Annotated in this window: 39 protein-coding genes; all 39 read left to right on the top strand. The window is 57.5% G+C overall.

What is annotated here, in order from left to right:
• Positions 1-78: 78 nt before the first annotated feature.
• The 39 genes from TBK1r_RS28625 (at position 79) to TBK1r_RS28440 (ending at position 17,165) form a co-directional block, all read left to right on the top strand.
• Positions 79-273: a helix-turn-helix domain-containing protein gene (locus tag TBK1r_RS28625; RefSeq protein ID WP_145218496.1), complete on the top strand. Its 195-nt coding sequence runs from the start codon at positions 79-81 to the stop codon at positions 271-273.
• Positions 270-809, top strand: coding sequence for a hypothetical protein (locus TBK1r_RS28620; protein ID WP_145218494.1), 540 nt, complete (start codon positions 270-272; stop codon positions 807-809). The genes TBK1r_RS28625 and TBK1r_RS28620 overlap by 4 nt, the downstream gene beginning before the upstream one ends.
• On the top strand, positions 806-1,072 hold the full coding sequence (locus TBK1r_RS28615) for a hypothetical protein (RefSeq protein WP_145218492.1): 267 nt from the start codon (positions 806-808) through the stop codon (positions 1,070-1,072). Before TBK1r_RS28620 ends, TBK1r_RS28615 begins: the two co-directional genes overlap by 4 nt.
• Positions 1,069-1,266 carry a hypothetical protein gene (locus TBK1r_RS28610; protein WP_145218490.1) on the top strand — a complete coding sequence of 66 codons (198 nt, stop codon included), beginning with the start codon at positions 1,069-1,071 and terminating at the stop codon, positions 1,264-1,266. Before TBK1r_RS28615 ends, TBK1r_RS28610 begins: the two co-directional genes overlap by 4 nt.
• Positions 1,263-1,460 carry a hypothetical protein gene (locus tag TBK1r_RS28605; RefSeq protein WP_145218488.1) on the top strand — a complete coding sequence of 66 codons (198 nt, stop codon included), beginning with the start codon at positions 1,263-1,265 and terminating at the stop codon, positions 1,458-1,460. The genes TBK1r_RS28610 and TBK1r_RS28605 overlap by 4 nt, the downstream gene beginning before the upstream one ends.
• Complete coding sequence (locus TBK1r_RS28600) at positions 1,457-1,702, top strand: hypothetical protein (protein WP_145218486.1); 246 nt, start codon at positions 1,457-1,459, stop codon at positions 1,700-1,702. The genes TBK1r_RS28605 and TBK1r_RS28600 overlap by 4 nt, the downstream gene beginning before the upstream one ends.
• Positions 1,703-1,798: 96 nt before the next feature.
• Positions 1,799-3,178: a hypothetical protein gene (locus TBK1r_RS28595; RefSeq protein ID WP_145218484.1), complete on the top strand. Its 1,380-nt coding sequence runs from the start codon at positions 1,799-1,801 to the stop codon at positions 3,176-3,178.
• Positions 3,179-3,267: 89 nt separating this feature from the next.
• Positions 3,268-3,570 (top strand): hypothetical protein, encoded by a 303-nt coding sequence (locus TBK1r_RS28590; RefSeq protein WP_145218482.1) that lies wholly within the window; start codon positions 3,268-3,270, stop codon positions 3,568-3,570.
• Positions 3,567-4,580: a hypothetical protein gene (locus TBK1r_RS28585; RefSeq protein WP_145218480.1), complete on the top strand. Its 1,014-nt coding sequence runs from the start codon at positions 3,567-3,569 to the stop codon at positions 4,578-4,580. Before TBK1r_RS28590 ends, TBK1r_RS28585 begins: the two co-directional genes overlap by 4 nt.
• The gene (locus TBK1r_RS28580; protein ID WP_145218478.1) at positions 4,577-4,789 is read left to right on the top strand and encodes a hypothetical protein; all 213 of its coding nucleotides are present in this window, start codon (positions 4,577-4,579) and stop codon (positions 4,787-4,789) included. Before TBK1r_RS28585 ends, TBK1r_RS28580 begins: the two co-directional genes overlap by 4 nt.
• Positions 4,786-4,998 carry a hypothetical protein gene (locus tag TBK1r_RS28575; protein WP_145218476.1) on the top strand — a complete coding sequence of 71 codons (213 nt, stop codon included), beginning with the start codon at positions 4,786-4,788 and terminating at the stop codon, positions 4,996-4,998. Before TBK1r_RS28580 ends, TBK1r_RS28575 begins: the two co-directional genes overlap by 4 nt.
• A gap of 94 nt (positions 4,999-5,092) precedes the next feature.
• The gene (locus TBK1r_RS28570; protein WP_145218474.1) at positions 5,093-5,401 is read left to right on the top strand and encodes a hypothetical protein; all 309 of its coding nucleotides are present in this window, start codon (positions 5,093-5,095) and stop codon (positions 5,399-5,401) included.
• Positions 5,398-5,607 carry a hypothetical protein gene (locus TBK1r_RS28565; RefSeq protein WP_145218472.1) on the top strand — a complete coding sequence of 70 codons (210 nt, stop codon included), beginning with the start codon at positions 5,398-5,400 and terminating at the stop codon, positions 5,605-5,607. Before TBK1r_RS28570 ends, TBK1r_RS28565 begins: the two co-directional genes overlap by 4 nt.
• The gene (locus TBK1r_RS28560; protein ID WP_145218470.1) at positions 5,604-6,092 is read left to right on the top strand and encodes a RuvC family protein; all 489 of its coding nucleotides are present in this window, start codon (positions 5,604-5,606) and stop codon (positions 6,090-6,092) included. Before TBK1r_RS28565 ends, TBK1r_RS28560 begins: the two co-directional genes overlap by 4 nt.
• The gene (locus TBK1r_RS28555; protein WP_145218468.1) at positions 6,089-6,412 is read left to right on the top strand and encodes a hypothetical protein; all 324 of its coding nucleotides are present in this window, start codon (positions 6,089-6,091) and stop codon (positions 6,410-6,412) included. Before TBK1r_RS28560 ends, TBK1r_RS28555 begins: the two co-directional genes overlap by 4 nt.
• Positions 6,409-7,890 carry a helicase-related protein gene (locus TBK1r_RS28550; protein ID WP_145218467.1) on the top strand — a complete coding sequence of 494 codons (1,482 nt, stop codon included), beginning with the start codon at positions 6,409-6,411 and terminating at the stop codon, positions 7,888-7,890. Before TBK1r_RS28555 ends, TBK1r_RS28550 begins: the two co-directional genes overlap by 4 nt.
• The gene (locus TBK1r_RS28545; RefSeq protein ID WP_145218465.1) at positions 7,874-8,794 is read left to right on the top strand and encodes a DNA-methyltransferase; all 921 of its coding nucleotides are present in this window, start codon (positions 7,874-7,876) and stop codon (positions 8,792-8,794) included. The genes TBK1r_RS28550 and TBK1r_RS28545 overlap by 17 nt, the downstream gene beginning before the upstream one ends.
• A gap of 148 nt (positions 8,795-8,942) precedes the next feature.
• The gene (locus TBK1r_RS28540; RefSeq protein WP_145218462.1) at positions 8,943-9,650 is read left to right on the top strand and encodes a hypothetical protein; all 708 of its coding nucleotides are present in this window, start codon (positions 8,943-8,945) and stop codon (positions 9,648-9,650) included.
• A complete protein-coding gene (locus TBK1r_RS28535) occupies positions 9,644-10,180 on the top strand; it encodes a hypothetical protein (protein WP_145218460.1) in 537 nt (178 codons plus the stop codon). The genes TBK1r_RS28540 and TBK1r_RS28535 overlap by 7 nt, the downstream gene beginning before the upstream one ends.
• The gene (locus tag TBK1r_RS28530; protein ID WP_145218458.1) at positions 10,177-10,371 is read left to right on the top strand and encodes a hypothetical protein; all 195 of its coding nucleotides are present in this window, start codon (positions 10,177-10,179) and stop codon (positions 10,369-10,371) included. Before TBK1r_RS28535 ends, TBK1r_RS28530 begins: the two co-directional genes overlap by 4 nt.
• A complete protein-coding gene (locus TBK1r_RS28525) occupies positions 10,368-10,577 on the top strand; it encodes a hypothetical protein (protein ID WP_145218456.1) in 210 nt (69 codons plus the stop codon). Before TBK1r_RS28530 ends, TBK1r_RS28525 begins: the two co-directional genes overlap by 4 nt.
• Positions 10,574-10,822: a hypothetical protein gene (locus TBK1r_RS28520; RefSeq protein WP_145218454.1), complete on the top strand. Its 249-nt coding sequence runs from the start codon at positions 10,574-10,576 to the stop codon at positions 10,820-10,822. Before TBK1r_RS28525 ends, TBK1r_RS28520 begins: the two co-directional genes overlap by 4 nt.
• Entirely contained in the window at positions 10,819-11,103 is a 285-nt protein-coding gene (locus tag TBK1r_RS28515) for a hypothetical protein (protein ID WP_145218452.1), read from the top strand. Before TBK1r_RS28520 ends, TBK1r_RS28515 begins: the two co-directional genes overlap by 4 nt.
• A complete protein-coding gene (locus TBK1r_RS28510) occupies positions 11,100-11,306 on the top strand; it encodes a hypothetical protein (protein ID WP_145218450.1) in 207 nt (68 codons plus the stop codon). Before TBK1r_RS28515 ends, TBK1r_RS28510 begins: the two co-directional genes overlap by 4 nt.
• On the top strand, positions 11,303-11,656 hold the full coding sequence (locus TBK1r_RS28505; RefSeq protein ID WP_145218449.1) for a hypothetical protein: 354 nt from the start codon (positions 11,303-11,305) through the stop codon (positions 11,654-11,656). Before TBK1r_RS28510 ends, TBK1r_RS28505 begins: the two co-directional genes overlap by 4 nt.
• Positions 11,656-11,853, top strand: a complete 198-nt coding sequence (locus TBK1r_RS28500; protein WP_145218447.1) for a hypothetical protein — start codon at positions 11,656-11,658, stop codon at positions 11,851-11,853. The genes TBK1r_RS28505 and TBK1r_RS28500 overlap by 1 nt, the downstream gene beginning before the upstream one ends.
• Positions 11,853-12,080, top strand: a complete 228-nt coding sequence (locus TBK1r_RS28495) for a beta-glucosidase (protein WP_145218445.1) — start codon at positions 11,853-11,855, stop codon at positions 12,078-12,080. The genes TBK1r_RS28500 and TBK1r_RS28495 overlap by 1 nt, the downstream gene beginning before the upstream one ends.
• Before the next feature lies 1 nt (position 12,081).
• Positions 12,082-12,357 (top strand): hypothetical protein, encoded by a 276-nt coding sequence (locus TBK1r_RS28490; protein WP_145218443.1) that lies wholly within the window; start codon positions 12,082-12,084, stop codon positions 12,355-12,357.
• Positions 12,354-12,641 carry a hypothetical protein gene (locus TBK1r_RS28485; protein WP_145218441.1) on the top strand — a complete coding sequence of 96 codons (288 nt, stop codon included), beginning with the start codon at positions 12,354-12,356 and terminating at the stop codon, positions 12,639-12,641. Before TBK1r_RS28490 ends, TBK1r_RS28485 begins: the two co-directional genes overlap by 4 nt.
• A gap of 76 nt (positions 12,642-12,717) precedes the next feature.
• Positions 12,718-13,017 (top strand): hypothetical protein, encoded by a 300-nt coding sequence (locus TBK1r_RS28480; protein WP_145218439.1) that lies wholly within the window; start codon positions 12,718-12,720, stop codon positions 13,015-13,017.
• A gap of 95 nt (positions 13,018-13,112) precedes the next feature.
• Positions 13,113-13,370 (top strand): hypothetical protein, encoded by a 258-nt coding sequence (locus tag TBK1r_RS28475; RefSeq protein ID WP_145218437.1) that lies wholly within the window; start codon positions 13,113-13,115, stop codon positions 13,368-13,370.
• Positions 13,370-14,002 (top strand): hypothetical protein, encoded by a 633-nt coding sequence (locus TBK1r_RS28470; protein WP_145218435.1) that lies wholly within the window; start codon positions 13,370-13,372, stop codon positions 14,000-14,002. Before TBK1r_RS28475 ends, TBK1r_RS28470 begins: the two co-directional genes overlap by 1 nt.
• Positions 13,999-14,946: a matrixin family metalloprotease gene (locus TBK1r_RS28465; RefSeq protein ID WP_145218433.1), complete on the top strand. Its 948-nt coding sequence runs from the start codon at positions 13,999-14,001 to the stop codon at positions 14,944-14,946. Before TBK1r_RS28470 ends, TBK1r_RS28465 begins: the two co-directional genes overlap by 4 nt.
• Entirely contained in the window at positions 14,946-15,077 is a 132-nt protein-coding gene (locus TBK1r_RS39170) for a hypothetical protein (RefSeq protein WP_419580490.1), read from the top strand. Before TBK1r_RS28465 ends, TBK1r_RS39170 begins: the two co-directional genes overlap by 1 nt.
• A 4-nt stretch (positions 15,078-15,081) precedes the next feature.
• Positions 15,082-15,987: an RNA-dependent RNA polymerase family protein gene (locus TBK1r_RS28460; RefSeq protein ID WP_145218431.1), complete on the top strand. Its 906-nt coding sequence runs from the start codon at positions 15,082-15,084 to the stop codon at positions 15,985-15,987.
• Positions 15,988-15,993: 6 nt separating this feature from the next.
• Positions 15,994-16,266 carry a hypothetical protein gene (locus tag TBK1r_RS28455; RefSeq protein WP_145218429.1) on the top strand — a complete coding sequence of 91 codons (273 nt, stop codon included), beginning with the start codon at positions 15,994-15,996 and terminating at the stop codon, positions 16,264-16,266.
• Entirely contained in the window at positions 16,263-16,481 is a 219-nt protein-coding gene (locus tag TBK1r_RS28450) for a hypothetical protein (protein ID WP_145218427.1), read from the top strand. The genes TBK1r_RS28455 and TBK1r_RS28450 overlap by 4 nt, the downstream gene beginning before the upstream one ends.
• A 95-nt stretch (positions 16,482-16,576) precedes the next feature.
• On the top strand, positions 16,577-16,804 hold the full coding sequence (locus tag TBK1r_RS28445; RefSeq protein ID WP_145218425.1) for a hypothetical protein: 228 nt from the start codon (positions 16,577-16,579) through the stop codon (positions 16,802-16,804).
• Positions 16,791-17,165 (top strand): hypothetical protein, encoded by a 375-nt coding sequence (locus tag TBK1r_RS28440; RefSeq protein ID WP_145218423.1) that lies wholly within the window; start codon positions 16,791-16,793, stop codon positions 17,163-17,165. Before TBK1r_RS28445 ends, TBK1r_RS28440 begins: the two co-directional genes overlap by 14 nt.
• The last annotated feature ends 3 nt before the right edge of the window (positions 17,166-17,168 follow it).

Here is a 17,168-nt window from a genome sequence, read left to right as displayed (position 1 = left end):
GCGATACCCAGACACGATCGAGGACGAACTGTGCCGAGAAGTTTACTCATACCTATCTAAGAAGCTGAGGAACCCCCAATGAACGACTCCCTATCCATCCCCGAAATCGCCCGCCGTCTCAACCACGACCCCGACGACATCCGCAAGCTAATCGACCGCGGCGACATCTACTGTACGCGGCGGGTGCAGGACCGGTACGGCTGGCGGGTTTCGCGGGGTGCTGTTGAGCAGTGGTTGATCGAGTGCGGGCGTCGGCCGGAGGTGATGCGATGAAGATCAAAGAGCAGATTGAGAGGCTGGCCGAAAAGGCGTTTGCGGATCACGTCATCACGACCGACTTGGAAAATGGCCTGTTCCGGCACTACCGATGCGCAAAGCCAGGAACCGGAATCTATGCGTTCAACATCACCACGATACCCGGCAGGCTGATTGTCACGGGTGACGTTGGCACGCTCGTTGTCGAGCGGTTAAACGATATGTTCGAATGGGCACCGTCGGCGGTCGAGTCGATTGATTACTTCGCGGAAAAGGTGCCGAACAACATCATCGTCAAAGCCTACGACCCTGATACAGCGAATGAGTTCCTTGCCGAAGAACAGACTGCCGAAGGAACCGAGAGCGACCGGGCACGCATCGCGGCGGAGCTTGAGGAATACACATTCTGCGAGCATACGTTTCAAAGCGAACTGTATAGCAGCGGATTGGTTGACGGCCGCGACTTCCCGAATCTGAGGCAGTGGACGCCGGCGTTCTTGTGGTGCCGTGAAGCGGTGCGGTGGTTCTTTCGGAATCGCGAGGCGAACCAATGACCAACCCCAACTGGCCCCACGCCTCAAGCCTGTACACCGAAGCAATCCGCATCCTCGACGCCAACGGCAACCGCGTAGACACGCCACCGGACGAGACGTGGGACGCACAAGCAGAGCCGGTGCATGTGTTCGGGATGCGTTTGATTGAGACGCATTTTCCGAAGTGTGAATGTGCCACCACGTCTCCCGCCCGCTGTGAGCGGTGCTGGCGACTGGAGCATCTTGAAGACCTTTTGCAAAACCCATACGAGGACAAGCAATGAACCGCGCCACATTAACCATCGCCGGAAACCTGATCTCTGCGGCGGGTGCAATCCTGCTTGCTGTGATGGTCTGCACCGACAGTTTGCAAGTCGTTCACCGGGCGGTGCTCGCTCTGACGATGGCCTGCCTTGCGGCACGTTGGGCACTGGAAGCATACGCCACTTGGGCACAGCCGACCGGGAGCGACACATGATCGACATCGCATTCTACGCGGTCATCTGGGCAACAACCCGAATCCTGCCCGTCTGCGTGATCGGCGCGCTGGTCTGTATCTGCTGGTTCAAACACGCACCAAACATGCCCGACCAGCACAGCAGCATGGACAGCAGGCACTACGACTACATGCAATGGCAAATCAAGAGCATCAAACACAGGAGAGATCAATGAGACTTTGGGCTTGGAAGGACACGCTAGATAAAGACGCGGTGTCGCTTGGCGTGCGAATCCCACCAGGAAACGGACATCCCGAGCGGTTCTCGGCATGGTGCCAGATCCACATTGACGGCATTGGCGAAATCTTTGGGCCAGCGGTCGCGGAGCACATCAGGGACTCGGATGGCAATCCGCTGCTGATCGAGGGCAGGCTGTCGAACAGCGGCAAGGAGTTCACGCCATTGGAGCGTGACTGATACGAGCGATGGCGGAGCCGTCGGCAATGAGTGCAACGGAGCGGATGGGATCCGGCCCACGGAGGGGCGTTTTTTAACAACTAACTGAGGTGCGAGATGAGTGAGTGGATAACTGACAGGCTGCCGACTGCGGAGGATGCAGACGCGGACCAGTATGTGTTGTGGCTGCGAAATGGTGCATGGCTGCCCATCTACTGGGAAGAGGTCAGCATGGGCGATACATGGACGCGCTTTCCGCCAGTGCCACCCGAACCGCCCGAACCCGACACGTCGCTGGCGGCGAGTTGCGACAGGCTGGAAGAGTGGAGGTGGGACCGGACGAACAGCTATCCCGGCGATCAGTTTCCGTCGCTGCTCGAATCCGATCTTGACCGCATCATCGAAGCTGCCCGCAAGTGGGACGCACACGAGCGATGCGACCAGGTTCCGGTCGATGCGTATGACACGCCAGAGCCCGCCCCCGACCCCGGCCCCCATCACAACCTATGCGACATCGCCGACGCTGAGCAGTCGTGGGACGGGAGCGAGTGGGTGGACCCGCACGGGGAGTTGGCTTGGCATCGACGGTTGGTCGCTGGTGATGGATGGCGGTTCCTGCAAAACGGTGAAGTGGTTCAGAAGGGGGACGACCTTTATCTCGACGGCTTGGACATATGGACCACATCAAGTGACATCGGCCACACGCACGACACCAATCAGCTTATCCGTCGCCGTCGCATCGCCCCCGCCCCCGATCACGTTGCCGATGTGCTGGTCGTTCCACGCAAACGCAAGCCGCTCGCGCCGGATGGTGAGCGGCGGGAGTGGATCAGCATTGACATCGACGGCAATGTGGAGCGACACGCGACAGAAGAAGAAGCGAGGGCTGCAACCGAGACGTATGTGGATGAGGCGAGGGATGCAGCCAGCGACAACGGGTGGGACGAGTGCGTCACAAACATCTGCTACGGGTGCATCATGGGAGACGTGCGAGAGATTGAGGGCAGCCGTCGCCCAGTTGATCCTGAAAAAGACACCGCGGTGGTTGGCTGTGATTACGTCGTGGACTACGGGCTGCATGCCCCGCTCGCCCCCGGCGTGCCGGATGGTGAGCGGCGGGAGTGGCTTGCGAGCATCTGGACAGACATCAACGGCGAGCAGGCTCACCTCTACAGCGACGCAGAGAATGCCCCATCGTGGGCCAAGAGCAGTCTGGTTCGCATCCGCGAAGTCCTCCCCACCGACCCCACGCCCGATGAAGTCGAGCAGTTGCGGCGGGAGCGGGATGAGTTGCGGGAGCGGTGCAAAGAGGTAGTCAGCACTGGCAGGGCTGGCTTTGTCGTGAGTGAATCCTGCGGTTCAGCCAAGCACTATGTCGTGACGGCAAAGTTCACGACGCTTGAAGAATCACAGGCGTTCTATCGCTCACTACACGGGCTTGCAAGGGCAGTGGAGGCCAACGAGCTACGCGGCGAGGAGTCCACCAATGAATCCTGACTTTATACATTTCGCGATCGGTGCGGCACTCGCGGTGCCGCTGGTGGAAGTCCCGGCTTGGCTTTTGTGCCGTTTTTTGGAGAGGCGTCATGTCGATTAGGAAACACTACGGCGTCACGTTCCGGCGTCTTGAATCACTTGGCGGAGAGTTCCGCGGCGTGATCGTTCGGGCCGACGACAACGAGCACGCCTGTGTCCGCGTTCAGGATTATCTGGAGCGTATGAAAAGCGAAACGCATGAAAACATGCGGGACGAAGTGGCCAGCATCCAAGCTGAACCAATCGGCTACATCGGTTCGTCAGAGTTCGGCGAACGGTTCGACGGGTGGCACCAGTCGCTGCTCAATCTGCAGGGTTCTTATTTCCACATTTCCGAAGAGGCATTGAAGTGAATCAGTTAATGGCATCACCAGAAACCACACAGCAACCGCAGCAAGTCAACGCGGTATTCGACCCAGCCCAGTTTGCACACTTCGCGACCGTGGCGGGTGTGCTCGTGGATAGCGAAATGCTACCCGCCCACCTTCGCGGCAGACTCGAAAAAGGCAGGATCGTCGAGCGGTTCACCCGTCAAAAACAAATTGCAATCGCAACGGTTGTGATCAGTGCGGCCCATCGCTACGGCGTCGATCTTTTCGCGTTTGCCCAAGCGACGTTTATCGTTCACGGCAAGCTGGACTTCGACGGCAAGACCTACGCGGCACTTGCCAACAGTCGCGGCGGATTGGCAGAGCGGTTGTCGTTCCGCTACATCGGTGAGGGCGACCAAAAGCGGTGCATTTGCAGCGGGCGATTCGCGGGCGAACGAGAGCCCCGAGAGTTGCAAACCGACCCGTTTGCGGTGTGCAAGCAGCGAGGCGGTGCAGCATGGGATGGTTGCGACCCGGAACAGCAGTTGAGCTACGCGGCGGCGCGGAGTTGGGTGCGTCGGTATTGTCCTGACGTACTGCTTGGTCTGGTGAGTGAGTTCGACGAAGCCGAACCGCCCTACGTGCAAGTCGATGCGACGTTCACGACCAGCCCCGGTAGCGTGGGATTGTTGGAGAAACCGCCGAACGTCTTGCGGTTGCTGGAAGAGATGAAGAACGCGCCGAACGTTGAAACGCTCAAGGCGTGCAAGGACCAGCTGGAAGCCGACGAGTCGATCGAGAACGCGCACCGTCAAGAAATCATTCTTGCCGGTCGTCGTCGGCAGGAGCAACTAGGCGTGAAGCCGAAAGAGCAGCAACCCGCTGCGCCATCGTGGCTCAAAGACTGCGAGGCGATCTTGCACGAATCGGACGACCCCAAGGCGATCGACGAAGCGTGGAAAAAGATTGACGGATCGGACGAGGTGCCGCCGGCTGACGCCAAGCGGTTGGGCAAGCTGTTCAACGAGCGGATGAAGGAGTTTGTGCAGTGATCACCTACGAAGAAGCCGAACTGATCGGCGGACCTTCCTGCGGTTCGTTCGTCGCGATCCAAGCGGGCCAAGCCCAGTACACCGAGATCATCGGCGGGACGTATTACCGCTGGGATCGCATCCAGTACCCGTGCGGTCGGATCGTCATGGTCCACACGCGGACGGTGCAGATGGGCAGCATGGCGAAGTATTGGAGGCGTCCGGCGTGACACGACGCAAGAGAGGATCACTCGCCCTACGCGGTTGGGAATCGACCGCGGGCGAGAAGAGTAGACAAGCGAAGATGACCGACATGCGGGTGCGTGTGGTCATACGAGACTCATTGCCGTCCGCGAAAGTCGCGGAGGTGTTGAAAGTCAGCAAGAGCACCATCAACGATGTCCGAGCGGGCAGGCGTTGGGGGCACGTGGAAGTCTAACAATACAGCCCCGCGTGGGGCGGCCGGTGGCAACTCCAAACATAAGTCTGGGGGAGCGATTTACACACCGGCTTTTTAATTCACAGAGGAACCGATGACGAACGGCAAGGAAAAGATCATCCGCATCATCGACGAGTGCGGCGGCGACTGGCGAAAGATGAACGAGACGCAATTGAAGCGGATTGCGGATCTGACGTTTGGCAGCGGGCACGACCAGAAGCCACAGGCCACCTATGGCGATGTGCGGGCGATCGGTGGCACCGTGCTTCGTGATCGGGTTTGGAAGGCGGAAAACGTCCGGTTCAAGCCGTGGGCGAAGAAACGACTTGCCGAGACGGGGACGCTGGATCTGTCGTTCCGGCCTGGTATCGAAATGGCATGGGAGTCGAGCGAGGAGCAATGAACAAAGCAAGAGCCAAGATCCGCAAGATCATCACCGACAGCGGCGGCGGCTGTGCGAGCAAGTGCGACAGTGCGGCGATTACGAAGTTGGCGAAGCTGTATGACCGTGGCGACGTGACGGTCATGGACCTGGTGGCGGTGAGCGGAAAGGCGTTGTGTGATCGGGTGAAGCAAAGGGTGCGAACAATGGAGAGGGAAACCAAGTGATCTATCTAGGAGTGGACCCAGGGGCGAGCGGTGCGATTGTGGCGATCGACGGCAACGAGATCATGCACGCCCGGAACGATTGGACCGAAAGGGACGTTAGCGATTGGCTGTCGGCATTCGAGCCGCTCAAGGACGACTATTGTTTTGCCATCCTTGAGCAAGTCTCGGCAATGCCCAAGCAGGGTGTGTCGTCAACATTCAAGTTCGGGCGATCCTACGGGTTCCTGCGCGGGCTCCTTATTGCCCACCGGATCCCTTTTGAAACCGTCACGCCTGCCAAGTGGCAACAGGTGATGAGGTGCCGCAGCAAGGGCGACAAGAACGTCACGAAGGCAAGGGCGCAGGAGTTGTTCCCGACGCATAAGTGGACGCACAGGACGGCCGACGCTGTGCTGCTGGCGGAGTATGGGCGGCGAACGATGGCGGAGCGTGTGATGCACCAACGGCTCGACGATGAGCGGCGAAACATAACGGAGGGCAAATGATGTGCGACTGCATGGAAAATCCGATGGTCCGCGGGTCCGTCACCAAACCGAAGGCTCGCAAGGTCCACCGGTGCGGTGAGTGCTTGCGGGACATCCTGCCAGGCGAGCGGTACGAGTACGTCAGCGGCATTTGGAAAGACTCGGGCGGTTCAACACACAAGACTTGCGCGGACTGCGTGAGGCTGCGTGAGGTGATTGGAATCGAGTGCTACGCATACGGCTTAATGATGGACGCGATTGATTACCGCGACGGCGGCGAGGGCGAGGCGTTCGCCAAACGGCGGCGCGAGAACTGGGAGCGGCGGAGGGTGGTGCAGTGATTCTGACTTTTGACAAATCAAGCCCAGAAAGCTATCGCCAGTTCATTCAGGTGCGGCAGTGCCCAATCTATAAGATCACGGGCGGGCAGGCATGGATTCCCGACGAATACGCTGGCATGTTTGGCGCGAAACCAATCAGCGGAAAGTGCAACTACACGCCACATGATTCCGCATACGACTACCAGCGGGACATTTCCCAGATTGCGATACAGAAACGGAAGTTTGCAATCTTTGCGGACTGCGGGCTTGGCAAGACGCTAATGATCCTGGAGTTTGCAAAGCACGCTGCGGAAGCTACCGGAAAGAAGGTGCTGATCGTTTCGCCGCTAATGGTTGTGCAGCAGACGATCGACGAGGCCCGGTCGTTTTACGGCGAACGATTCGACATTGGCCGGATTGTTGCAAGGGATCTGCAACACTGGCTTACAAGCACTGATTCGTTCGATACACAGATTGGTGTCACGAACTACGAAGCGATACGCGATGGATTGACGACAGGCAATCTCGGGGCTTTGATTCTTGACGAGTCGTCAATGTTGAAAAGTCACTATGGGGCATGGGGCACGCGACTAATCGAGCTTGGCAGGGGGCTCGAATGGAAGCTATGTGCGACTGGAACACCGGCACCGAATGATCGGATTGAGTTTGCAAACCATGCCGTCTTTCTGGACCGTGCCAAGACGGTGAACGAGTTCCTCGCGTCCTACTTCATCAATCGCGGACAGACGCAGAACCGATGGGAGCTTAAGCCGCACGCACTAAAGCCGTTTTATCGCGATCTGGCGGACTGGTCTATCTTTCTGACGAACCCAGCGACATACGGCTGGAAAGATAACGTTGGAACAACGCCGCCGATACACATCCACATTGACGAAGTTCCGATGACACAAGAGCAGCGAGTAGCGGCTCGGGAAGTGACTGGCACTTTAATGCCGACGAGTATCGGCGGGCTGGGCGACCGCGGCAAGCTTTCGCAAATCGCAAAAGGCAAGAACGGGATACCGACAAATAAGCCGGCATTCATCCGCAGCCTTGTTGATTCGTGGCCGGATGAGTCGACCATCATCTGGTGCCACTACAACGACGAGCAAACCAGCATGGAGCGGACGTTTCCCGATGCGGTGTCAGTTCATGGAGCGACCAGCGAAACAGACCGGCAGTCAGCCATTGACCGATTTAAGCGTGGCGATGTGAAGGTGTTGATTACCAAGCCGAAAATCCTTGGATTCGGCCTCAATCTTCAGGTTTGCACACGGCAGGTATTCAGCGGGATTAAGGATTCGTATGAGGAGTTTTACCAAGCGGTCAAGCGGTCGAACCGCATCGGATCAACCCGACCGCTGAATGTTCACATTCCAGTGACCGAACTGGAAATGCCATTTGTTGACAACGTGCTGCGGAAAGCGGATCGCGTGGAATCCGACACCAAGCAGCAAGAGGAATTATTTAAAGAGGTGGGCCATGCCTGTTTTCAATAACAAAGAGTTTGACATCCATCACGGCGACTGCATCACGCACATGATGGACGAGATGCCGGAGTCGTCGGTTGACTTCTCTATCTTCTCGCCACCGTTCCCAGCGTTGTACGCATACTCTGATTCTGAGTGCGACATCGGCAATGTGGATTCGATGGGCGACGAAGCGAAGCTGCATCTATCGTTTTTCTTCAATGGCCTTGCAAGGGTGTTGAAGCCGGGTCGGGCTGCGATTGTCCACGTGATGCAGATACCACGCATGAAGCGATCAGGCGGCGTTGGGCTGTTTGATTTCCGCGGTCTGAACATTCGACTCGGGGAACGTGCGGGGCTTGTTTACGAATACGATTGGTCTGTTCGCAAGAACCCGCAATCACAGGCGATCAGAACCCGTAGCAGGGAACTGCAATTCAGCGGGCTCGAATCCGACCGTGCGGGGCAGCGGGGCACGTTGCAGGACTATTTGATCAAGTTTCGGAAGCCGGGGGATAACGCTCGGAAGATCAACGCCAAGCATCAAGTGACCCGGAACGACTGGATCGACTGGGCGGAGGGCTGCTGGCATGACATCCACGAGACGGACACCCTCAACACCAAGGCAGCCAAGTCAGACGAAGACACACGGCACATCTGCCCGCTGCAACTGGAAGTGATCCGGCGTTGCGTGCTGCTGTACAGCGACCCCGGCGAGATTGTATTCAGCCCGTTCGCCGGCATTGGATCAGAGGGCTACGTGGCACTGGGCGGGAAGTCTCCGAAAACTCGCAAGCTGATCGCGGATCCGAGACGGTTTTACGGCTGCGAGCTAAAGCCAGAGTACCACCAGCAAGCAATCAAGAATTGCAGGACAGCGATTGCGGAGCGGTCGAATGACGAGCAAAACCTACTTTTTGCGGAATTGAAATGAGCACCAGGAAAGCATCACCCTGCAACCATTGCGGCGGCCCGACTGAAAACACGATCTGCGACAAATGCCGATGTGATCGGTGCCGCCGGCTTGTGGTGCTCTGCGAGTGCAAGGAAGCCGAGGGATTAAGGGAGAGGGTGGTGCAGTAATGGCTGGCGATTGGATCAAGATTGAGAATACGACGCCGGACAAACCCGAAGTGTTCCGCATGGCGGACTCCCTTGGAATTGACCCCGATGCTGTCACCGGAAAGCTCATTCGAATCTGGATCTGGGCCGATCAACAGACCGTTGACGGTAACGCTGGCAGCGTTACACGCTCGTTACTAGATCGACTCGCTGGCGTTTCAGGTTTTGCAAAAGCGATGTCGGAATCCGGCTGGCTGCTAGAAGAGGGGGGGCAGTTTCTGTTGCCGAACTTTGAACGACACAACGGAAAAACTGCAAAAACACGGGCTCAAACTCGAAAACGGGTGGAATCACACCGGAAGAATTGTAACGCGGACAGCGTTACATCTGCGTTACCAGAGAAGAGAAGAGAAGAGAAGAGTATTACACACACACACACGCAGCGCGAGCAGATTTTGAATCACCCCGCTGTGGAGGATGAGTGGCGGGAGGATTGGGGGCGATGGCTTGATTCCTGGGAATCTCGAATGGGAAAGCCGCTTGATCCCGTTGTGGCTGAGGTCCACTTGATGGACTTGGCATCGAAGGAGCCAGCGAAGGCAGCCGCGGACCTGCGGTTTTCGCTCGGCAAATCCGCTCGGTCGATTCTCGACAGCGATAACGATTTTCAGAAAGCGTCAGCAGGCAAGGGCAGGAGCACCGCCAAGGAGGAACCGTTCACATGGTAGCTGAATCAGACCTGGGGCCGATCGTCGAGTCGATTGGCAGGTCATACCCGTCGTTCGCGAAGTGGTACGACAACCTGACCGACACGCAAAAAAAGGGCATGCGTGATGCGTGGCTCCGGCAGCTTTCAAGCCTGGAGCCGTCAGACGTTCGCGTTGCTGCGGATGAGATCCTAGACGGTCGCGTTGAGATGCCGAAGAACTACGAGTTCGACCGACTCGGAAACCTGCTTCGCACATGGGGCGGCGTTGAAGCGGCGCGACGCATCGAGCAGCGAAACACCGAACAGTTGCGAGACCAAGCGAAACCGCCGGCGGACTCATCGCTCAAAAGCATGTCGTGGCGATTCGGCCCGTCGATCAAGTGCGCGGCAGCGTGGGGTTCGGCGTTGCGTGCGGGGCATGTGAGCGAAGCGGAGAACGCGACGGCGATGGAGGTGATCCACCGATACCACAAACAGGGCAATGTCGAGTTGTGCTGGCCGACGGTGCCGCAGACAGACCAGAAGTCGATGGTGGATTTTTGGAAATGACCCGCTACATCATCCCCGCCGGCACTGTCTGCAAGATCGCCAAGGACGACGACTGCTCTCCGTATCGCCGGCACACGTCGCGGGAAGAGGTCGAGATCGAATACAGGGACCAGTTTTGCGGCTGGATCTATGGCGTTATTGGAGAGACGGTTGTTTTGGTTGATGAAGACAAAGTGAGGATTGAAGAGTGAGTGAAAAGAAAACATTTGCGGACCTGTACTGGGAGCGTGCGTGCGGGCATGTGAAGCTGTCCGATCCGGTCAGCCCGCTGGAAGAGTTTGCCCAGTTTGTGGCGGACAAGCTTTACGACTTCGGCATTCGTGACGACGGGCACAGCGAACTGGTCGATGTGCTGCGAGAGGCTCGGCGGATTCGTGATGCGGAGGCGAAGCAATGAGCAGAGCAAGCGACACAGAAGACCTAAGGCGAAACGGTTTCATCCAGGGCAACAGCGACTCCTACGACGCCACCTGCGGAACCTGCGAAAGCACATGCAACGGCAGTCGCGGCTGGTATCGGAAGACCAGCTACGAATACGACGAATGGGACTGCTACTGTCGCAAGTGTGCGATTGAGTGGATCCACCAATGGGATGACTTTGATTTTGATGCGGCAATGAGGGAGTTGGAGGCGAAGCAATGACCAGCCTATTCATCCCCCTGAAAACCGAATACTACGACGCATTCTGCGACGGCAGCAAAACGGTCGAATACCGCAAGCACGGCAAACGGTGGAACGAGCAAACGTGTCGCGTCGGTCGGCGTGTGACGCTGAGTAAAGGCTACGGCAAGAAGCATCGACGCACGGGCGTGATCGTAAGTTTTCAACGGCGTTGGATGCGGTCCAAGGATTGGATTGCGTGTTATGGCGAGCCAGGGACGGCTGCGTGTATTGGGATTCGATTGGATGAGGCTAACCAATGAGCCAAGACCCCCAAAAGCAGCCCGCCAGCTTCGTGGAGTGGGCAAGTGAACGGAGGCAGGGACCGCTTGGACGAGAGGGGTTGAGGCAGGCGGCCCTTGACGCAATCGCTGGCTTTGACTTTTCCCAGCTTGGCGACATGCACCTGATCGTCGTCGCGGACATTGTGATAGAGCATTTAGCCAAAAAGGAGGCCAACCAATGACCATCCTCCTCCTCCTCGCCCTGACCATCCCGTGCGAAACCCCGTCGATCCATTTCGACAGAATCGACGTGAACCACTGCCACAGGCCAGACGGCACGCTCGTGTTCACGCAGCTAATTTTCTGGCGATGGTCGCCGTACTCGCGGCGGTTCATCAGCTACGGCTACGTGATGCTGCGAGACAAGCAACAGCGGCCCGTGTGCTGCGGCGAACGTCATAGCGTGATCGTCAACCATGACGGCAAGCGGTGGCGTGTGACGAGTGATTGTGTGATTGAGACCTGGACCGTTGGGGATCCAGAGGCGGAAGATCGGAAACGTTACCCGGAGTTTCGGAGGGATTGGGAGTGATGGCGACACTAACGGTGCACGTCGACTTCCGCTGGGACCAAGACGACCCGGACGGCAGCGAGTGCTGCGGCTGCGGCGACCGGTGCTATTTGCAGATGACGCGGATGTTCTTCTGTGTCAACGACTCGGGGCAATGGTTGCCGACCGAGGTGGTGGTGTGTTTGGCGTGCAGTGATGTTTTGGAGGATGGGGAGTGATGAGTGAAAACTATAAGGGACCGACAGTGCCGAAGCCGTCAGAGCTTCCGCCACCACCGCCGTGCGAGCATCGCTTCGTGCATCTCGACACGAAGAAAAAGGACTGCTACGGCGGCGGATACCAAACGCACTTTGTGCGAGTCGATCGTTTCTTTTGCGAGAAGTGCTTGGAAGAGAAGGTCATCAAGAAAGATGAATACAGCCGCGACACGCCGGAGTGGTTTTGACATGACAAAACCAAGGATGGCCGAACGCCGATCAATCCGCATCCGTCGCATCGTCGACAGTCGCGGGCCGATGACGATCCAGCAAATCGCGGCGGCGATACGAGGGACCGAGCACGACGTTTGCTTTTCGGCGCTGTACGAGATCGTCAGCGTGCTGGAAGAGGAGGGTGACATTCGGATGGTTGACGATCAAGCGAGGCCGCTGTCTTACGTGGGCACGCGTGTTGCGTATCCGGGCAGGGGCGGGGTTGAGGTTTTTGAGGAGTGGGAGCCATGAGATGCGACACGGAATACAAGTGCATGCAATGCGGCATTGACGTCGATGAGACGGGGTTCGCAGACCCGAGAGACGCCGACATTTGCGGGTATTGCTTTGCGGCAAAGATGAGCGAGATACGGCAGCGGAGCCTGCCGTATCCTTCCGCCATGTCGCAGGTCGGCATCGATCGCGAGATTGCGATGCTTGCTGATACCGAGATCCGGCTTGCCGATGCAGAAGCAAGGGCTGATCGGAAGGCGATCGAGATTTACGAACGAACAGTGCGACTGATCATTGCCTAGCGCACCCAACGCGGCCCGCTCGCGTTTTGAACCTCTCGCCGCAGCGGGCGCGGCGGGGCTTTGGAGAGCTAGTGTTATGAACCCACATCATGGGCAAGACTTGGAAAGGATCCTGCGAGAGCAGGGTGCATTACGCGATCGTTTTATCGAACAGACGACAGGGGCCTATTCTCGAAAGTTTCCCGACGGACGCATTGGTTGTGATGACGACGGAGAACTGACATACGCAATCGCGAACGATGATCGACACGGAACGATCATCATAAGGTTTGCTCACCCGACTGAATGGGTCGGACTGGATGTCAATGCCGCCACGGAGTTGCGAGATCAGCTCACGGAGCGAATCCTTGCGTTGCGCGGCATCAAGGCCGACTAGCCCCAATTCCGCCCAGGCCGGAAACTCGTTTGACGCATAGAAACGGCTTGCCATTATTGCGTGAGTTGATCAGCAACCCCGCACTCGTGGCCCCCATGCGAAACCGCCGAGCCGAATCAGACGCCCAGACCATCGCGATGATCTGCGTGGTTGCGTGCATTGCGGTCGCCCTCTGCGGTCTGGCTCACATGGGCGACACGTACACATGCCGCGACCGCGCCGGGAGCAAGTACCAACTGCACAGCGATTTCGTTTCCTACGGTCGCCAGGAGCAAGTGCGGCGTGGTGTGCGGGAGTATGCATACGACCGTTATGGCGAGCCGTCCAGCCGACCTTATCCGTGGGGCTATTGATGAACCGAATTGCGCAACACATTTTGCTGGGGCTGGCCATTCTCGTCGGGTCGATCGGTGTCATCGCCGGACCGCCACCGTTGACGATCACCGACGCGGGCTATTTTCTGACCGTCTTGGATACCGATGGGGTTCCGTCGCTGGTCCGGATCGAGACGGTTGTGGATCTGCGCGACGGTGACGAGACGCCGCCGACATCGCCGGATGAGCCCAAGCCCGATCCCGAGCAGCCGGCCGAACCGCCGGCGGGTATCTCCGCAGACGCGGCGGAATGGTCGGCGTCGATCGGCGATCCCAAGGGGGCTCAAAAATACGCCCTCGTTTTCGAAACGGTCCGCGACGGCGCGATCGATGGCAAGGTCAACACGGCAACCGTTTACCACGTCCTGCACTCCGCGGCCGATTCCGTCATTGATGAGAACTGGCAGCCGTTTCGCCGCAAGCTGAGCGATTACTTGGTCGCGAAAATGCAAGAAGGCGGGTTGAGCAACGCGACCGTGATTGCGAACACGCTGGAAGCCGTTCGGTACGGCTTAGCGTATTCCGCCCGTGGAAGTGAATCGATCACGCCCGGCGAGGCTTTGGCCGTAGTGTCAAAAACCAATTCGATCATCAACGAGGCCAGTGAATGAACGGCACCGAATTGAAGTCGTTTCTGTGGGAGAAAGGGCATTTTCACAATACGGAAATGCCCGTCGGGATTGAAGAATCCGACCTGGACAAGATCACGCTGACGTCGAAGGAATTCGCAACGGCGGTGCGATCGTACCAAGATTTCTTGCGGCCAACGCTGGACGAACTGACGCTTCAAGAGCATGGACGTTTAGCCGTGGCCGACGGCGACATTGGCCCGGCGACTGAAAGGCTGTTTGCGATGCCGCGTTGTGGGTTCCCTGATTTCGAGGTTCCTGGGGCCGCGATGTCGGCCAAGCAAGAGGCGAACTGGCCGACGGCTTGCCGGCGAAACATCAAATTCGGTTTGGCGTTCGACAAAGCGCCGGGGATGACATCCGATGACACGTTGAAAGCATTCATCGGTGCTATCAACAACTGGAACTACGCACTGAGCGATTTGACGGCGGTTGTGCAGCGTGGTCGGACCGGTGCACACATTTGGGCCGGGCTGGGTCGTCTCGGTGGTTCGACGCTCGCGTGGTCGTATCTTGCGCAATCCAACTGTCGCGCGGTGCTGGAACAACGCTACGACAACGATCGGACGTGGTCGCTCAATTTTCTGTCGACCGTCGCGTCTCACGAGATCGGGCACGCGTTGGGATTGCCGCACAACCGCGATGGTTCGGCACTCATGTACCCGTCGATCCACTCGAAATCGCTCGGCCGGCGCGGGTATCCGAACAACACCGACCTTGGCCAGGCCCGCGGGCTGGGTTATTCGCTGAGCGGATCGGCGCCACCGTCGCTGGACAATCAATACCGTCCGATGCCACACACGCCGGATGAGCCCGACGAGCCGGACGTACCGGTGAACGAGCTGGTGTTCCGCGGATCCTTCGAAGCATTCGACGGCGATCGTTCACTCGGTGAATTCATTCTCGCACGAAAACCGAAAGTGTGATGAGCGATGCATTCTACAAGCTGATCAATGATCTGTTTTCACTGCCATTCGTCGGATTCACGTTTGCGGTCGGAGTTTACTTGCTTGCACTCCCAATCATCGTATTCGTCCTGTACCTCGATTCCCGATAGCGAAATGAGAAACCAAAAAACAATCGCAGCACTGGCGATCGTCGTCCTGCTGCTACTCACCCTTCCATCGGTTGCCGCCGACACGTACACGCCGGCACCGCTTCAATTATTGACCGAAAGGGTCAATGAGCACGATCAACAGATTTGCGACCTCGATACTCGAGTCAAGATTCTCGAAGCACCGAAGTCTTGCGATCCACCAAAGGACGACCCTAATGCCAAACGAATCTTCCAGCTGCAGCAACGTATTGAAGAACTTGAAAGCATCCAAACGGAAGCGAAAGGAATTCAATCGGCGATTGGAGACAATGAGAAAGGAGCCGGTGAAAACCAAAGCCCCGGCGAAACTGTCGTCCGAATCATCATCGACCAGCAATCCACGCGTGCTGAACAAGGAAATATCAAAGTCGTTTCGCCGGCGAAAGTTGAGCATGTTGTCAGTGATGGGAATGCTTCCGTCTCAAAGCCGGTAGTGTCCTTTGGCCGGCGGCTCAAGACGCCCGACGAGTTGAAACGCGAAATCAAAGCACGCTACGACGGTAATCTCTACGCGGACATGAGCCCCAAGACGCCTTCGTGGGCAAAGCTCCATTTGACCACACCGGAAGACGATCATCGGTACGTCTATCAGCGATCGCAACTGGAAGGGTTGAACTGGAATTGGTTGTGGAATCTTCACAACCTCAATCATTCCAGCTTAGCGATTAATCCCTACACGTCCGCGCCGGCGGCTGCTCGCGTCAGTCCGTCCGCGACGGCGTCTCTGAAATTGTCATTCGATGGCGAAGCGTCCGACGAATACTGCCCGGACGGACAATGCCCGATCCGCAGCCCATCGCAGCAACCCGCTGCGTCACAACAACGCAACACCATTTGGTTCCCCGGCAGAAAACTCCTTTTTGGTAGGTAAAACTCAATGAATATCCCTTGGGATCTGGTTTTTGACCTGTTGTACAAATGGCTCGATTCATGTGGCGACACGGAAGAAGCTCGCGTCGCTGCAATCAGACGTCGACCGTTTGCTGTTCGCGTCCGCGTGACGCAAGCGTTGCGGAAAGCCGGCTTGGCCGGGGATGAACTTCGCGAAGCTCGTCGGGAAGTAATCGACGAGATCCAAAGCGCAACGGATGACGAACTGCGAGCGTTCGCCGTCGGTGGCCCGCAAGCCGTACTCGACCTGGATAAATGAACGAAGACGATCAACAACAGCCCGTCGGCCCGTGGTGGGTCAAACTGGTTCAGCCGCTTGGGTTTGGCGGGCTGGCGTTTGCGTTGCTTTACGTCGTTCTGAATGACGCACAGGTCGAACGCGCGGCGATGCGTGCGGAGTACAGCGCGGCGATCGAGCGGCATGTGTCGTTGATCGAACGTCTCGTACCGGAGCGGTCCACGTCGGAGAAGTAGAAGCGGCTCGACCGAAAGCTGACACAATCGGCCGAGCCTAACCGCATGATGCGGATGACATCCTGCGGCTACTGAAAACTACAACATGATTCACCGTGTCGAGGCGAAACGATGAAATGCTGGGGCAAAACAATGATCCGTCAGAATTGGGATTTGTCAAAACCGTCTTAGCCGCAACATACGTTGCGATCGGCTCGATGTGGATCTTTTTCGTCCGTGTCTTTTGGGCCGTTCTGAAACGGAATGACGAATTGCGAGGCGAGAACAAAAAACTACGTCAACAAGTCGAAACTCTCGAAGAGACCAACGATGACGACCAATGAAAAGATTATCGCGTGGTTTGCCAATTGCGGTGTCTTTTTGGCGACGACGATCGGAATCCTGGTGTTGATCACGTGGGACAGACGTCACGCATCGGTTTCGCCGACGGTGCATCAAACACAAAGCGTCGGTAACGTATCGGTCATGATTGCCGATCCGGTCGAACCGACACCGGCGGTCATGACGACCGAACAATTGGCCGACGAGATCGGATGCAACGCAGATACAGTACGCCGGCGGTATGCCGACGGGCGTTTGTTTGGCTACGAAAAATTATCACGCGATGCGTGGGTGCGAGTCGGGCACGGATCGTGCATGATTCGAGCATTTGACGTGCACGATGTTAGTGGGTTGGGGATTTAAGGA

Origin of the sequence: Stieleria magnilauensis, assembly GCA_007753675.1 — a bacterium.
GTDB classification, from domain to species: Bacteria; Planctomycetota; Planctomycetia; order Pirellulales; family Pirellulaceae; genus Stieleria; species Stieleria magnilauensis.
The sequence above is the reverse complement of the archived record's forward strand: the minus strand, read 5'-3'. Positions and strand labels throughout refer to the sequence as shown.

Bases quoted from the DNA above. Each gene is read 5' to 3' on its own strand.
- TBK1r_RS28520 (WP_145218454.1), top strand. From the start codon at position 10,574: ATGAGCAGAGCAAGCGACACAGAAGACCTAAGGCGAAACGGTTTCATC.
- TBK1r_RS28485 (WP_145218441.1), top strand. From the start codon at position 12,354: ATGAGATGCGACACGGAATACAAGTGCATGCAATGCGGCATTGACGTC.
- TBK1r_RS28500 (WP_145218447.1), top strand. From the start codon at position 11,656: ATGGCGACACTAACGGTGCACGTCGACTTCCGCTGGGACCAAGACGAC.
- TBK1r_RS28565 (WP_145218472.1), top strand. From the start codon at position 5,398: ATGAACAAAGCAAGAGCCAAGATCCGCAAGATCATCACCGACAGCGGC.
- TBK1r_RS28495 (WP_145218445.1), top strand. From the start codon at position 11,853: ATGAGTGAAAACTATAAGGGACCGACAGTGCCGAAGCCGTCAGAGCTT.
- TBK1r_RS28620 (WP_145218494.1), top strand. From the start codon at position 270: ATGAAGATCAAAGAGCAGATTGAGAGGCTGGCCGAAAAGGCGTTTGCG.
- TBK1r_RS28610 (WP_145218490.1), top strand. From the start codon at position 1,069: ATGAACCGCGCCACATTAACCATCGCCGGAAACCTGATCTCTGCGGCG.
- TBK1r_RS28450 (WP_145218427.1), top strand. From the start codon at position 16,263: ATGAACGAAGACGATCAACAACAGCCCGTCGGCCCGTGGTGGGTCAAA.
- TBK1r_RS28555 (WP_145218468.1), top strand. From the start codon at position 6,089: ATGATGTGCGACTGCATGGAAAATCCGATGGTCCGCGGGTCCGTCACC.
- TBK1r_RS28600 (WP_145218486.1), top strand. From the start codon at position 1,457: ATGAGACTTTGGGCTTGGAAGGACACGCTAGATAAAGACGCGGTGTCG.
- TBK1r_RS28540 (WP_145218462.1), top strand. From the start codon at position 8,943: ATGGCTGGCGATTGGATCAAGATTGAGAATACGACGCCGGACAAACCC.
- TBK1r_RS28440 (WP_145218423.1), top strand. From the start codon at position 16,791: ATGACGACCAATGAAAAGATTATCGCGTGGTTTGCCAATTGCGGTGTC.
- TBK1r_RS28490 (WP_145218443.1), top strand. From the start codon at position 12,082: ATGACAAAACCAAGGATGGCCGAACGCCGATCAATCCGCATCCGTCGC.
- TBK1r_RS28545 (WP_145218465.1), top strand. From the start codon at position 7,874: ATGCCTGTTTTCAATAACAAAGAGTTTGACATCCATCACGGCGACTGC.
- TBK1r_RS28590 (WP_145218482.1), top strand. From the start codon at position 3,268: ATGTCGATTAGGAAACACTACGGCGTCACGTTCCGGCGTCTTGAATCA.
- TBK1r_RS28535 (WP_145218460.1), top strand. From the start codon at position 9,644: ATGGTAGCTGAATCAGACCTGGGGCCGATCGTCGAGTCGATTGGCAGG.
- TBK1r_RS28480 (WP_145218439.1), top strand. From the start codon at position 12,718: ATGAACCCACATCATGGGCAAGACTTGGAAAGGATCCTGCGAGAGCAG.
- TBK1r_RS28625 (WP_145218496.1), top strand. From the start codon at position 79: ATGAACGACTCCCTATCCATCCCCGAAATCGCCCGCCGTCTCAACCAC.
- TBK1r_RS28570 (WP_145218474.1), top strand. From the start codon at position 5,093: ATGACGAACGGCAAGGAAAAGATCATCCGCATCATCGACGAGTGCGGC.
- TBK1r_RS28510 (WP_145218450.1), top strand. From the start codon at position 11,100: ATGAGCCAAGACCCCCAAAAGCAGCCCGCCAGCTTCGTGGAGTGGGCA.
- TBK1r_RS28465 (WP_145218433.1), top strand. From the start codon at position 13,999: ATGAACGGCACCGAATTGAAGTCGTTTCTGTGGGAGAAAGGGCATTTT.
- TBK1r_RS28460 (WP_145218431.1), top strand. From the start codon at position 15,082: ATGAGAAACCAAAAAACAATCGCAGCACTGGCGATCGTCGTCCTGCTG.
- TBK1r_RS39170 (WP_419580490.1), top strand. From the start codon at position 14,946: ATGAGCGATGCATTCTACAAGCTGATCAATGATCTGTTTTCACTGCCA.
- TBK1r_RS28515 (WP_145218452.1), top strand. From the start codon at position 10,819: ATGACCAGCCTATTCATCCCCCTGAAAACCGAATACTACGACGCATTC.
- TBK1r_RS28470 (WP_145218435.1), top strand. From the start codon at position 13,370: ATGAACCGAATTGCGCAACACATTTTGCTGGGGCTGGCCATTCTCGTC.
- TBK1r_RS28605 (WP_145218488.1), top strand. From the start codon at position 1,263: ATGATCGACATCGCATTCTACGCGGTCATCTGGGCAACAACCCGAATC.
- TBK1r_RS28455 (WP_145218429.1), top strand. From the start codon at position 15,994: ATGAATATCCCTTGGGATCTGGTTTTTGACCTGTTGTACAAATGGCTC.
- TBK1r_RS28505 (WP_145218449.1), top strand. From the start codon at position 11,303: ATGACCATCCTCCTCCTCCTCGCCCTGACCATCCCGTGCGAAACCCCG.
- TBK1r_RS28475 (WP_145218437.1), top strand. From the start codon at position 13,113: ATGCGAAACCGCCGAGCCGAATCAGACGCCCAGACCATCGCGATGATC.
- TBK1r_RS28615 (WP_145218492.1), top strand. From the start codon at position 806: ATGACCAACCCCAACTGGCCCCACGCCTCAAGCCTGTACACCGAAGCA.
- TBK1r_RS28595 (WP_145218484.1), top strand. From the start codon at position 1,799: ATGAGTGAGTGGATAACTGACAGGCTGCCGACTGCGGAGGATGCAGAC.
- TBK1r_RS28530 (WP_145218458.1), top strand. From the start codon at position 10,177: ATGACCCGCTACATCATCCCCGCCGGCACTGTCTGCAAGATCGCCAAG.